Below are 14,120 nucleotides of genomic sequence, written 5' to 3' on the forward strand. Positions count from 1 at the left end.
GATGCAAAGGTATGAAGAAAAATAGAAGTGGCAAGCGAACTTACGTTTTATCTCGGAATAAAGACAGTTTTTAAAATAATTGTTTGGGGCTAGTGTTATTTTTTGTATGTTTGTATAATTAAAATTTGAAATGAAGAAAGTTGTTTATTATTTAATGTTAAAATGAAATATGAAGAAGCTCCTATCATCTCGGTTGTTATAGCATGTTATAATCAGGGAATTTATCTTTCGGATGCTTTGAACTCATTGGAAAAGCAGACTTTTCAGAATTGGGAGGGGATCATCGTAAATGATGGGTCTACTGATAATACAGAAGAAATAGCCTTGGAATATGTGAAGAAGGATGAGAGGTTCAAGTATGTCTTTCAGGAAAATGGGGGGTGTTTCTAAAGCAAGAAATATAGGAGCTGCACAAGCGTTGGGTACTTATATTCTACCTTTAGATGCAGACGATAAATTGGAGAAAACTTATATAGAAAAGGCCTTGTCCCATTTTACTCATCATCCGGAAACATTGTTGGTGTATTGTCAATGGGACTTTTTTGGGGAAGCGACTAATCACAGTCAAGTATCTTATAAAGGTTATGCTAAGTTATTAGTCAACAATGAGATTTTTTGTTCATCAGTTTTTAGAAAGAGCGATATGCTTCGGATTGGTGGTTTTGATGAAGATATGCATTTGGGATTAGAGGATTGGGAATTTTATATACGATTGTTGGATGAGCAAAGTATTGTATATCAAATACAGGAACCTTTGTTCTTTTATCGAATAAAGGCGGTCTCTAAAAACGTAACCGCAGCTCAGAATATCGCGGAAGTTGAGAATTATATTTATCAGAAACATATAAGACGTTATTTGTTGTATTATGGAAGTGCAATTCTTCCTTTACGTCGATTGTTCCTTTGTGAGAAAGAGCTGGAAGATTGCAAATCGCGAATTGCTCGACACAAAAATAAGTGGTATCGCCGTTTGTTTTATAAATATATAAAGGGCAACCTGAAAAAGAAGTAGAATGAAACAAATTTCTATTATTACGATAAATTATAATAATGCTTCTGGATTGGAGAAAACAATTCGAAGTGTTGTGGAACAGACATATAATGAATATGAGTACATTATTATAGATGGTGCTAGCTCTGATAAAAGTAAAGAAGTCGTTCAGGGGTATCAACAATATATAGATTTCTGGTGCTCTGAAAAGGATTCAGGAATTTATAATGCCATGAATAAAGGAATACAGAGGGCTTCCGGTGAATATCTATTGTTCTTGAATTCAGGTGATATATTGAGTGATTCGGCTGTTTTGTCTGATATTCATAGTTTTTTGTCGGGAGAGGATATTGTTTATGGGGATTTATTTTTTATGGAGGCAAATGGAGGGGGAGCTGTTTTTGTTTATCCAGATGTTTTGACTGTTGGTTATTTTCTAGAGCGTTCGTTAGGGCACCCTGCTACGTTTATTAAAAGAGAATTGTTTCAAAGTTATCTTTATACAGAGAGTTTGAGGATCGTTTCAGATTGGGAATTTTTTGTGAAGAAGATTATTTTGGAAGGGTGTTCTTATCGACATGTAAAACGGACTATTAGTAATTTTGATACGAGTGGTGTCAGTTCGCTTTCGGCAGAAGAATGTATTAGAGAGCGAGAACAAGTTTTGGACCATCTGTTTTCTCCTGTTTTGCGTAAATATTTTCAGGAAGCAGAACAATTGAAAAAGCTTCCTTTATTAGATGTTTTTTTGCGTTTAAGTAAGACTCATCGGCTTCAATATCGCATCAAACCGTTGCTTTTGTTCATATTAAAAACTAATGATTTTTTTTCTGGCAGGAAATAAAGTTATTCTGAAGTATATACAGTTTCTTTGAATACTTCTGCCGGATTTGTTTGTTGTACATGTTTAAAAGTTGTAACCTCGTATTGTTTTTTTATATGTTTTTTCTGTTTCTACAACTGTTTTTTCCCAAGAGTATAATTCTAACCGTTTAATGCCTTTGTGAATTAATTCATTGGCTTTTTGAGGATTGTATATTATTGCTTCTATAGTATTGGTTATGTCTTTTACAGAATAAGGGTTGAAATATATGGCTGCATCTCCTGCTATTTCAGGAAAACAACTAGTGTTACTTATTGCAATAGGGCAATGACATGCGTAAGCCTCTAAGATGGGTATACCAAATCCTTCATATAAAGATGGGAAAACAAATAAGGAGGCACGGGTGTATAGTTCGCTCAACTCTTTATCGGATGCATTAATTTGTAGTGTTCTGTTTTTAATATGTAATTTTGATAATTTATCTTCTTCATCTTGACTGAACCTATTGCCTGTACAAATAAGGTATAGCTTACTATCTTTTTGAGCTAGTAAGGAAAAAGCTTCTATAAAACGATTGAAGTTTTTGTATGAGTATCTGCTGCCAACAAAAAGGACGTATTTTTCTGGCAGTTGCATGGTGATTTTTTTTTCAAATCGCTGCATGCTTGTCCCATGATAGATAACATCTATCTTTTGTTGGTCAATGTGTAATAACTCTATCAGATCTTTTTTGGTATTTTCACTAATTGCGATAATACGGCTAGCTTTTGATATGATTTCTTTTTTTTGTTGGATAATTTGTTCAGTTTCTTCTTTTGAAAAATATTCAGGTAATCTTTCATATATCATATCATGTACTGTTATGACAAAAGGATTGTTGCCTATATATTTTAAAAAATAAGGTTCATAATAAGTGGCATGTAAAAGATAAGGAGATGATGTTCTAAGTCTATTCTTTGTATACTTAAGATTTTTGTGAAGTAATTTGTCTTTATACCGTTTAAATAGGCATTGTGGAAGTGGAATTCGATGTCGTGCTATTGTTGAATTTTTTAGGTAGTAATTCTCGCTGTATCGTATACTAATGTCAAAAGGTTGTTGTAATCTTGAAATGATTTCACAGAAATAGCGTGATATTCCTCCAATCCTTTGAAGGTCAAATATCTGGGAATCGTATAATATATATGGCTTTTTCATTTTGTATGATTAATGATTTCGTTTTTTAACAAATATTGAAATTCATATTCGAATTGTTGTATGTTCCATTTTTGTTTTGAATAGTTTATGTTTCTTATTATTAATTCTTGGGTTTGGGTAGGAGATAATGCTCTGCTCCATTGGATAGCCTTGTCTATTGCTTTTATGGATAAATTTGGTAGTAAGTAGCCATATTCTTCAATTTTATCAAAGGCTGCCCATGGTGACACAATAGGAATAACCCCCATTTGCATTAGTGTAATTACAGAACCAGGGCATCCTTCACTTCCGGAAGGAAATATATTAAATGATGCTTTATAGGCTATATTCATAAATTCTTCAGAATGTGTGTGTAAGAAGCCATGAAAAATTATATTGGTATATTTCTTAGTTCTAGGTTGAAAATAATCTTTGAAATCTGGGTCGATGGGACCTACTATATGTAATTTCAAATGAGTATTTTGTGTGAAATATTCTATGACAATGTCTAATCCTTTTAAAATACTACCATCAGAGCCAAACCATATGAATTCAGTATTAGATGTTGTTTTTAATTTCTTTTCAAGATTGCACAGACCTGTAAAATTGCTAGATTGATTAATAATTTTAATTTTTTGTTGTAGCTTTTGTGGATAAGTTTTGATTGTGAATGAACTCCCTATTTGAAATATAGTATCTGCTATTTCACAACTATTGTGTGGCTTGACTAATCGGGAATATTGTAAATGAGTATTGTGGGCTTTGTTAAATAAGTCTGTTTGAGTGATTACACTAGCTATTTGATGTTCCCAATATGCTCCTGTTGCGTAATATATCTTAAGAGCCTTGGGGTTTTTCTGGCACATTGTTATGAAGTTAGGTTCAAGGCCAAAAATAATGTCATACTTTCTGTTATCACATTCTTTGGGGTCATTAAATAGGGCTACTTTCACATTATATCCTAATCTATGAAAAATTTTACCTATAATAAGAGCTTCTCTTTTATTTTGGTGAGATAGCATATAATGTAAATCTTTTTTTCTGTAGTATACTTCAGGTATATATGAAATATAAGCCCACTTTCTATTTAATAAAGAATATAATATATGGTGATTTTTATTTTTTGTAAATAATTCAAATGTCATATGGATATTGTATAATTCAATTTCTAGCTAAGGTATATATAAAAAGTGAGAGTTTAATAACGAACTATTTACTTTAGTTTTATTTAACGTAATAATTTGTATGTACTTTTGCATGAAAATTGAACTGAAAAACGATGATTAGTTTGTAAGTCTCCCGTCTGGTATTTTAAAGGTTTTCTAAATATTTAGTTGTATGATAATATGGACGATACTTTGTTTGTGGCGGCTGATGACTTGTATTTTGCAGAACATAAACAGATTGAGCTGGCAATGGACTTCTATCAGCGCAGTGGAAAGAAACTCTCATTAGATTTGGAAATTCTTTTCTGCTTATATATAAATGTTCAATATTAAATAATCGCTCCTATTTCTTTTTTGCATATACTATTCCAATTCTGATAAGAAATAGCTGCATCATATAAATATCCAAATCGCTCATTTTCCTTCTATTGTCATTTCTGGAGGTAAAAGCGCATAAAAAAGCTTCCATATCCTTCAAATGGCCATTGAGTCTGATTGAAAAACAGCTTCTATCCATATTCTTTGCGATCACTTTCATATACAAATCACGTGGTTGGGTCTTCTTTCCGATTTTAAAGTCAAAATCATAACTGTCGTGTTTTTCCAGTTCATCTTCCATGTCGATGACAGACCAGAAGTAGTCATTACCGGCATTAAGTAAATCCAAAGGAAACCATCTTTTTTGAAAGTTCTCATCTAAGGAAGCGATTTGTACATTTTTGAGTAAATCTTTGTTTATTCTATAATATTTACTAAATGTATTAATCTGTTTTTCATCTAGTGTTTTAGTAAAATCCAGTATAATATCGGAATGGATGGGTTTAGTAAAATTATAGGAGACAATATGGCCTTTCTCTGTTTTAATAGTTAACAATAAAGATAGGTCGTCGCTGGATAGAGCATATGGTATCTTGATAAAAGACAAGCAGTTCCCGATATCTCCATTTTTTTCTGTGACATAGTAAAAACTGATAGGATATTCTGTAAAATTAACGAATTCACGTCGGACGGTACAGAATGGGGGAGTAAGCAAATGAATGTCGGACAATTTCAGTTTCTGTTCGGAAGGACTGTTTAGCCCGAACATGATACCGTCAGCTATGGGATTTGTTTCCTTTCTTGATCCTTTGACGATTTGAGAGTGCATCGTTGACTGTAAAACTCTTACATCTCCATTCCATTGTGGAACGAAAGGTTTCAGGAATTTTCCGTAAGTAAGTTTATGTGCGGGTTTATTGTTGAACCGTTTCACTATAGAGAGTGCCACTCCTCCTAATATTAAAGAAATGACCGTACTCGTTAAATCAATCTGAGTATAATTTGTCAGTAAGAAAAGCAAAGTCAGTATAATAATAGAGTCCACTAACCATATTATGGGGATAGACGCCTCGGCATTCCTTAGAATAGCTCGTTGATATAACAGTGTCGTAAAACTTTGCCACTGCATACAGAATTTTTCGTTGCCTGTCGTTTTATAAAAATAATCTTCATAAGCGAATGGAGACCATTTGAAAGGCGGATAAGGCACTATCAGGATATCAGCAAGTTCAAGATACTTGTCCTGTCCCGGATATAATCTCGCTTCTTCCAGCGGCATGACAAAAGAGAAGTCGACGTAACATCCTAAACCAATCTCTCCTTCATCGGATACAATGGCAAAGTCATGGAATGATACAGATGCTTTTTTGCAAGTTTCTTCCGGAATTCCTAACTCTTCTTTAATGCCGCGAAGCACACAATGATAGGGACTATAATATTGGTCGTGTTCAACCAGATCTGTCCGGGAAAAGGATTCATTGACAGGAACGTGCAAAGTGGATCTGTTGTCGCTTTCTATATGCCCGCTTCTTGCTGCTACCAACATCTTTTTAGCTCCTCTGGCATCTCTACCTCCGATAATTATATCAATCCCGAAAGAAGAAAACAAGAAGGCTAGCGATTCCACCAGTAGAGGTTTTATGTTATCATTTGCTTTGTTGGTTCTACAGATAATTTCTTGAAAGATTCTCTTGAATCTGCGGTCCTTGAATATTTTTTTGAAAACTTTAAATGTAAAATGATCCGTCTCGTATATGTCCAATAAAAGTTCGCCTTTTTCCAGTTTGTAACCTCTGATTCCCACTTTATCACCAATAAAGCGGATAGAACCATCTTTTGTGATATCCGACTGGACTTGTATAATGGCATTATAAACATTTTCCAGAGAATATATACCCTTTAATATATCACATATAAATTCTTTGTGCCCATTTTCATTTTCTATATAGAAAAATTGACTTCGGTCATATCCTTTTTCTCTGATTTTTTCTGTCAGGCTATCATAATAGGCAACAATCTCGTTCTTTATGATTCTTTCAATTATAGATTTATCTGTTATCACCTGGCGGGTTTCGTATGATTCGTCAGTAGTGGCAAAATGAATTTTCATCATTCTGGGATTAGCAGGTATGTCTTTTACTTCCTTTAATGTGGTGGATAATATACCGACTAATCCTTTGGGGATAATTAGTGCAGCTTGTTCATATTTAAGATAGGGAAATTCTTTTATCCGTTTGAACGGTATCCGTTGTAGTATATGCCTGTAATTGGCACAGCATTCGGTGATTACTATCCCTCCGACTGGTATCATTGCATACCACTTGTATTGGCCATCGGTTATAAAGAAAATAATTATTGTTATAACAAACAAGGTAATGTCAAATATGGCTCTTATCTTATATCGTGCCAGATCGACTTGTGATACCAACTTCCAATTCAAAACTTTTAATATTACAATTTTTCTTATCCTTACAATTCTTTTGTAGATATTGAGTAATGGAATGATTACTGGTATCGCGATAGATAAGATAAAGAGAAGTTTGTTTGAAATAATATTTGTGAAGATATCACTCCAGTCCAGATTATGGACATAGTCCACTGCCGCTTGAATCAGATTATTTTCCATAATATTGATTTTGATAGATGTTTGTTCAAAGGTCAGAAATTCACAGGTCCTACAATTCTTGCAGGATTTCCAGCTACCAGGGTATATGCCGGGACGTCTTTGGTGACAACGGCACCAGCGGCAACCATGCACCATTCTCCTAAAGTTACTCCACACAAAATTGTCGCGTTGGCTCCGATAGAAGCGCCATATTTAACCACAGTCTCGCTGACGTCCCAATCTTCGGATGATTTTAATGTTCCGTCAGGATTTATGGAACGGGGATACTTGTCATTTGTGAAAGATACTGATGGCCCGACAAAGACTCCGTCCTCCAGTGTCACGCCATGAGGAATCATAACATTGTCTTGTATCTTGACTCGGTTTCCGATTATTACGTTTGAATCAATAAATATATTACGATGAATTTTGCATTCGTTTCCAATTTTAGCATTAGGAGCGATAACTGTAAATTCTTCAATAATAGTTCCTTTTCCTATTTGTGCGTTTGGGGCTATCTTTGCCGTTGTGTTAATCATGCTTTTCATTTTTGTATTCAATCTTACAAAAATAAGAAAATGAAAGGACAAATACAACTTATTATTTTACTCTTTGTTATTTCCTTATCAAATTATTAAAAGGCATGTGCCTTTTCGAGAAAATAAAAATATCTTAGCGAATTGCTGGAGTGTGTTTATTTGCTGTTTGCAAACAGCATTTTCTCCTACTTTTTGCTGTTTGCAAACAGCAAATGACTATATTTGTACGATGTGAACTTAAACAGATGGAAATATGGGTGGCAAGATTTACCCTATTGGTATACAGAATTTTGAGAAACTCCGTAGAGGTGGCTATTTTTATATTGATAAAACGGAATTGATTTATCAATTGGTGAAAACCGGGAGTTACTATGTTTTAAGTCGTCCGCGCCGTTTTGGCAAAAGTCTGCTTATTTCTACGCTTGAAGCCTACTTTCAAGGAAAGCGTGAATTCTTTGAAGGACTGGCTATGGAGAAGCTGGAAAAAGAGTGGATAATGTATCCCGTATTACATCTTGATCTGAATACCGAAAAATATGATACTCCGGAAAGCTTGGAGAATAAACTGAATGGGGCGTTGGTGGAATGGGAGAAGATATATGGTGCGGAGCCATCGGAGAAATCCTTGGCTATGCGTTTTGAGGGGATTATTAAGCGTGCTTGTCGGCAAGAGGGGCAAAGTGTGGTGATCCTAGTGGACGAGTATGATAAACCAATGTTACAGGCTATTGGTGATGATGCTTTGCAAAAGAGTTTCCGTAATACATTGAAAGCTTTTTATGGCGCATTGAAAAGTCAGGATGGCTGTATTAAGTTTGCTTTGTTGACGGGAGTTACCAAGTTCGGTAAAGTCAGTGTATTCAGTGATTTGAATAATCTGAATGACATTTCAATGTGGAATAAATATATAGATATTTGTGGTGTGAGCGAACAGGAACTATACGATAATCTGGATGCCGAACTTCATGAATTTGCCAATGTGCAGGGAGTGACGTATGAAGGGATATGTGTCCGGTTGAAAGAAATGTATGATGGCTATCATTTCACGCACAATTCCAAAGGAATGTACAATCCTTTCAGTCTGCTTTTGGCTTTTGATAGGAATGAGTTTAAAAGCTACTGGTTTGAAACAGGTACTCCCACTTATTTAGTGGAGTTGCTGAAGAAGCATCATTATGATCTACACCGAATGGCCCATGAAGAAACCGATGAACAGGTACTGAACAGTATAGATTCTGAATCTACTAATCCTATCCCCGTGATTTATCAGAGCGGATACCTCACTATTAAAGGATATGATGAAGAATTTGGTATTTACCGTTTAGGTTTTCCTAATCGTGAAGTGGAAGAAGGGTTTGTCCGTTTCCTGCTTCCTTATTATGCGAACGTAGATAAAGTGGAATCTCCCTTTGAAATTCAGAAATTTGTTCGTGAAGTGGAGGCTGGTGATTATGAATCTTTTTTTCGTCGCTTGCAAAGTTTCTTCTCTGATATTCCATACGAGCTTGCCCGCGAATTGGAGTTACATTATCAGAATGTACTTTATATCGTGTGTAAACTGGTTGGTTTTTATGTAAAAGCAGAATACCATACGAGTGAGGGTCGTGTGGATATGGTATTGCAGACCGATAAATTCATCTATATCATGGAATTTAAATTGAATGGTACGGCGGAAGAAGCTTTGCAGCAGATAGAGGATAAACATTATGCTCGTCCGTTTGCAACGGATTCACGAAAGCTTTTCAAGATTGGTGTGAACTTTAGTGCTGAAACAAGAAATATAGAAAAGTGGTTGGTGGAGAATTGACACGCCTCCGAAATGGATATAAAATATTCATTTCTCATATTCTCATAAATATGTTCTAAGTGTCAGATTATTAATAGTATAAACTATGAGAAATGTTTTTGAATTTGGCATTTCTCATAGTTTCATTCGCGAATAGGCCTTAATTTGGCTTATTTCTCATACCCGTTGAACTCATTTCTCATAATGCCCCGGAGCTGGTACATAAATAGGCTGTGTGGGTTTGCCGATATTCTGTAAGTTACCCTTTGCTTTCAGACGACGAATCTGTCTGCTGGCCATGCTTTGGGTAAAACAACAGAGTGACTGCATATTACTACGGGTCAATACAGGATGGGTTGCAAAATAGGCAGTGAGCTTCTTGTCAATCTCTTCTTCTGAGAGGGACGCCGAATGTGGCTTGTATTTCGAACGTCGTAAGTGAGTACTCATACATAAACTTTTTAAATCTCTGTCGGCCTGGAAGTTAATAGATTTTAGCTTCACTTTGTCTGCGCGAGTGGCAAGCGAATGTACAGGTTCGGTAGCCTGTAATGTAATTTGGAAATAGCCGATTCCATCCAGATGTACTCGTTCTCCTTCACGTAGGTGGTTTCCCATACATCTGCTCAATTCCATTAGCATGGCTTCTACTTCCGCTTTCCCGAAAGTAGTTGCCATATGGATTTCTCTTGCCAGCTTTTGAGTGATCACATGTTGAAAATTAACCACCCGCGGGTGATAACTAGGTTCTTCTCCTTCTTTCTCCGGTTGGGGATTCTTATAAAACTCGAATTGTATTGCCATCTTTGTTCTAATTTAATGGTTGTTTATATGTTATATACCTGATGCGCTTATCACATCTTGCCTTTATTCTTTTATTATTCAACCGCCATCCTGATTGTTCCACTACAGTGAACGGTTCTTTTCACTCTAGTAGACATATCTTTTTACTGTAGTGAACAGGCCTGTGCACTGTAGTGGAACGATTGGTATGCTCTTTCAAAGATACGACATTATTAGATGAAAAACAAGTAATTAACTAGTTGTTTACATGAAAGAAATAGCTAGATATTTGGTAAGATAAGCTTGGTGGATAAATAGGAGAATAGCTGTAACTGACTATGAGAAATACCCTGAAATAGTATGAGAAATAGCGTTTTTTTGAAGAAAATCGATGAGGACAGTATGAGAAATGCCTATTTTAAAAACGTTTCTCATAATGTACTTCTTTGATTATATGTGCTTTATCTTAAATCTATGAGAATATGAGAAATGAAATTGAAAAATCTTTTCTAGTAGAGAGGTGTAGTAAGTATTTCCGGAAAAGTTGTTTGTATGTAATATTTACAGTATCTTTGTATCATAATAATCGCCCTACAAACACATGCAGGACAAATAAATGAAGTAATGAGAATAACACTGGTAAGAGACGATGGCAAGGTGAACACTATGCGTACGTTAAGAATTGAACAGCTCGTGGAGCAAATGAAAGTGGAAACCAAAGCACAGCCTGTCTCAAAAATGAGAGAAGTCCTGCCTTTTATGCTTCCGGGTGATAAAAATGACTATGTACAGAATGTACCGAAGTTGATACCCGCAGCCGCCTTTTTTCGCAAAGGCGGCATAACGACGATGAGTGAATATAATGGCATTGTGATGATTCAGGTCAACAATTTGTCTGGGCACATGGAAGCGGATGAAGTGAAAGAACGGGTAAAGGAACTTCCGCAGACTTACTTAGCTTTCACCGGTTCTTCCGGAAAGTCTGTGAAAGTATGGGTACGTTTTACTTATCCCAATGATCTTCTGCCGACAACTAGTGAGGAAGCAGAGCTTTTTCATGCGCATGCCTATCGGTTGGCAGTGAAATATTATCAGCCACAACTCCCTTATGATATTGAACTGAAAGTGCCTTCGTTGGAGCAATATTGTCGTTTAACTTTTGACCCGAACTTGTATTTTAATCCCAATGCAATGCCTATTTATATGAAGCAGCCTGCGGCTATGCCGGGTGAGGTGACTTATCGCGAACGGGTGCAAACGGAAACTTCGCCGTTGCAACGGCTTGCGCCGGGATATGAAAAATGTAATGCGCTTTCTGTACTTTTCGAAGCTGCTTTTGCACGTGCGCTGGATGAAGAGACTGATTATCAATCGGAAGGAGACAAACAATCGCTTTTGATTAACCTTGCGGGACATTGTTTCCGTGCCGGTATTCCTGAAGAAGATACAGTACGATGGTCTCGTGCCCATTATCGCTTGCCGAAGGACGATACATTGGTTCGGGAAACCGTACGAAATGTATACCGCACTTGTGAGGGATTTGCGAGTAAGAGTAGTCTCTTGCCGGAACAATTATTTGTCATGCAGATGGACGAGTTTATGAAACGGCGTTATGATTTTCGTTTCAACCAACTGACATCACAAGTGGAATGTCGCGAACGGAATAGCTTTAATTTTTATTTTCGTCCGGTGGATAAACGGTTGATGGCAAGCATTACAATGAATGCACAATATGAGGGACTTAAACTTTGGGATAAAGATGTCGTGCGTTACCTGAATTCGGATCATGTGCCGCTCTATCAGCCAGTCGAAGAATTTCTTTATGACCTTCCTCGCTGGAACGGCAAAGATTATATTGGTAATCTTGCCAAACGGGTTCCTTGTGATCATCCTTATTGGACTCAATTGTTTCGTCGCTGGTTTCTTAGTATGGTTGCACACTGGCGTGGGATGGGTAAGAATCACGCGAACAGTACTTCGCCAATATTAATCGGTCCGCAAGCCTATCGTAAATCTACATTTTGCCGATTGATCTTGCCCCCGTGTTTGCAGGCGTATTATACGGACAGTATTGATTTCAGCCGGAAACGGGATGCCGAACTGTATTTGAATCGTTTTCTATTGATTAATATGGATGAGTTTGATCAGATTGGCATCAATCAGCAGTCTTTTCTCAAGCATATTCTGCAAAAGCCTGTTGTCAATACGCGACGTCCGAATGCTTCGGCAGTGGAGGAGCTTCGCCGGTACGCTTCTTTTATAGGTACGAGTAATCATAAAGATTTGCTGACGGATACTTCCGGCAGTCGTCGTTTTATCGGTGTCGAGGTGACGGGAGTGATTGATGTGGTCCACCCTATTGATTATGAACAATTGTATGCGCAGGCAATGGCATTGCTGCGTAGTAATGAACGCTACTGGTTTGATGAGAAGGAAGAGGCTATCATGACGGAAGCTAATCGGGAATTTGAACAGTCTCCGGCGATTGAACAATTGTTTCAGGTATATTACCGGGCAGCGGAAGAGGAAGAAGAGGGAGAGTGGTTGCTTGCTGCAGATATCCTTCAGCGTATACAAAAGGCAAGTAAAATGAAGTTTTCTTCCGGACAAGTTAATTATTTCGGGCGTATCTTGCAGAGATTGGGGGTAAAGTCGTTCAGGAAAACGCGTGGGGTCTATTATCATGTGGTGCCTGTTGAGTAAGGATGATGATGAAATAATGTATAGTAGATGGCTTTTATTATTTTATAATAATTATCTTTGCGTAATAACGTGAGATGTATGAAGACTATGATAAGAAATCCTTTTATAACAAGCGGATATGTCTCTGCTGATTATTTTTGCGATCGCCGTTTTGAGAGCGAACAGTTGGTGCGCGAGGTGATGAATGGGAATAATTTGGCTCTTGTCTCTACCCGGCGAATGGGAAAGACAGGGCTGATCCGTCATTGCTTTCAGTTTCCTGAAATTAAACAGGGTTACTATACCTTTTTTATTGATATATATGATAGCCGTTCGTTGCGTGATTTGGTCTTTGCACTTAGTAAGGAGATTCTGGAAGTGCTGAAACCTGTGGGGAAGAAAGCTTTGCAGAGCTTTTGGGAATGTGTGAAATCTTTGCAAGCCAGTATCTCTTTTGATGTGAATGGTATGCCTTCTTTGAATTTGGGGCTAGGGGATATACAAGCTCCGGCTACTACACTCGATGAAATCTTTCGGTATTTGGAACAGGCGGATAAACCTTGTCTGGTTGCAATTGATGAATTCCAGCAGATTTCCGGATATGTAGAGAAAAATGTGGAAGCTACTCTTCGGACCTATGTGCAACATTGTAATAATGCACGTTTCATTTTTGCAGGGAGTCAGCGGCATGTGATGGGAAATATGTTTTTAACGCCTTCCCGGCCTTTTTATCAAAGTGTATCAATGATGCATTTGGAAAGTATTCCTTTAGAAGAATATATTCGTTTTGCAGGTACTCATTTCAAGCGTGCGGGCAAAGAAATAGAAGAAAACGCTATTGTTGCGATTTATCAACAGTTTGAGGGAATCACATGGTATATACAAAAAGTGTTGAATACGCTTTATGACATGACTCCGGAACAGGGAGTCTGTAGAGTTGAAATGGTGCCAGGCGCTATTCGGCAGATTATTGATTCATTCAGATATACTTATTCGGAGATTCTTTTTCGTTTGCCGGAAAAACAAAAGGAGTTGCTGATTGCTATCACTAAAGAGGGAAAGGCTAAAGCTGTCACTTCCGGTGCTTTCATTAGAAAATACAGACTGGCTTCTGCTAGTTCAGTCCAAGCAGCACTAAAAGGGTTACTGGAAAAGGATTTCGTGACTCAGGAAATGGGAATCTGTCAGATATATGATCGTTTTTTGGGAATTTGGCTGAAAGAGAATTATTAAGTCATTTTTCATTTATTG

The 14,120-nt window shown here is 36.8% G+C and carries 12 protein-coding genes; 7 read left to right on the forward strand and 5 right to left on the reverse strand.

What is annotated here, in order from left to right; all coding sequences use genetic code 11:
• Positions 1-162 precede the first annotated feature (162 nt).
• Genes NXV01_RS05895 through NXV01_RS05905 form a run of 3 tightly spaced genes read left to right on the forward strand, consistent with a single transcriptional unit; the run spans position 163 to position 1,835 of the window.
• Positions 163-390, forward strand: coding sequence for a glycosyltransferase family 2 protein (locus NXV01_RS05895; RefSeq protein ID WP_259021915.1), 228 nt, complete (start codon positions 163-165; stop codon positions 388-390).
• Entirely contained in the window at positions 359-1,012 is a 654-nt protein-coding gene (locus tag NXV01_RS05900) for a glycosyltransferase (protein WP_259021917.1), read from the forward strand. Before NXV01_RS05895 ends, NXV01_RS05900 begins: the two co-directional genes overlap by 32 nt.
• A 1-nt stretch (position 1,013) precedes the next feature.
• Entirely contained in the window at positions 1,014-1,835 is an 822-nt protein-coding gene (locus NXV01_RS05905) for a glycosyltransferase family 2 protein (RefSeq protein ID WP_259021918.1), read from the forward strand.
• Between the two features lie 63 nt (positions 1,836-1,898).
• On the opposite strand, the gene NXV01_RS05910 is transcribed toward NXV01_RS05905, so the two are convergent.
• Positions 1,899-3,011 (reverse strand): glycosyltransferase family 1 protein, encoded by a 1,113-nt coding sequence (locus NXV01_RS05910; protein ID WP_259021920.1) that lies wholly within the window; start codon positions 3,009-3,011, stop codon positions 1,899-1,901.
• Positions 3,008-4,135 carry a glycosyltransferase gene (locus NXV01_RS05915; RefSeq protein WP_259021921.1) on the reverse strand — a complete coding sequence of 376 codons (1,128 nt, stop codon included), beginning with the start codon at positions 4,133-4,135 and terminating at the stop codon, positions 3,008-3,010. The genes NXV01_RS05910 and NXV01_RS05915 overlap by 4 nt, the downstream gene beginning before the upstream one ends.
• Before the next feature lie 201 nt (positions 4,136-4,336).
• Here NXV01_RS05915 and NXV01_RS05920 point away from each other — a divergent pair, with 201 nt between their 5' ends.
• Positions 4,337-4,489, forward strand: a complete 153-nt coding sequence (locus NXV01_RS05920; protein ID WP_259021922.1) for a hypothetical protein — start codon at positions 4,337-4,339, stop codon at positions 4,487-4,489.
• 10 nt (positions 4,490-4,499) lie between these two features.
• Here NXV01_RS05920 and NXV01_RS05925 read toward each other — a convergent pair whose 3' ends face one another.
• Both NXV01_RS05925 and NXV01_RS05930 read right to left on the reverse strand, forming a co-directional pair.
• Positions 4,500-7,100, reverse strand: a complete 2,601-nt coding sequence (locus tag NXV01_RS05925; RefSeq protein ID WP_259021923.1) for a hypothetical protein — start codon at positions 7,098-7,100, stop codon at positions 4,500-4,502.
• Positions 7,101-7,132: 32 nt separating this feature from the next.
• Positions 7,133-7,618 (reverse strand): acyltransferase, encoded by a 486-nt coding sequence (locus NXV01_RS05930; RefSeq protein WP_259021924.1) that lies wholly within the window; start codon positions 7,616-7,618, stop codon positions 7,133-7,135.
• A 253-nt stretch (positions 7,619-7,871) separates the two neighbouring features.
• Between NXV01_RS05930 and NXV01_RS05935 the strand changes: the two genes are divergently transcribed.
• Positions 7,872-9,425: an ATP-binding protein gene (locus NXV01_RS05935; RefSeq protein ID WP_259021927.1), complete on the forward strand. Its 1,554-nt coding sequence runs from the start codon at positions 7,872-7,874 to the stop codon at positions 9,423-9,425.
• A gap of 171 nt (positions 9,426-9,596) precedes the next feature.
• Here NXV01_RS05935 and NXV01_RS05940 read toward each other — a convergent pair whose 3' ends face one another.
• The gene (locus NXV01_RS05940) at positions 9,597-10,208 is read right to left on the reverse strand and encodes an HU family DNA-binding protein (RefSeq protein WP_259021928.1); all 612 of its coding nucleotides are present in this window, start codon (positions 10,206-10,208) and stop codon (positions 9,597-9,599) included.
• Between the two features lie 603 nt (positions 10,209-10,811).
• On the opposite strand from NXV01_RS05940, the gene NXV01_RS05945 reads away from it, so the two are divergent.
• Both NXV01_RS05945 and NXV01_RS05950 read left to right on the forward strand, forming a co-directional pair.
• Complete coding sequence (locus NXV01_RS05945; protein ID WP_259021930.1) at positions 10,812-12,890, forward strand: BT4734/BF3469 family protein; 2,079 nt, start codon at positions 10,812-10,814, stop codon at positions 12,888-12,890.
• A 78-nt stretch (positions 12,891-12,968) separates the two neighbouring features.
• Positions 12,969-14,102: an ATP-binding protein gene (locus NXV01_RS05950; protein WP_148364183.1), complete on the forward strand. Its 1,134-nt coding sequence runs from the start codon at positions 12,969-12,971 to the stop codon at positions 14,100-14,102.
• Positions 14,103-14,120: the final 18 nt, after the last annotated feature.

The organism is Bacteroides sp. BFG-606 (assembly GCF_024788145.1).
Classification (GTDB): Bacteria; Bacteroidota; Bacteroidia; order Bacteroidales; family Bacteroidaceae; genus Bacteroides; species Bacteroides vicugnae.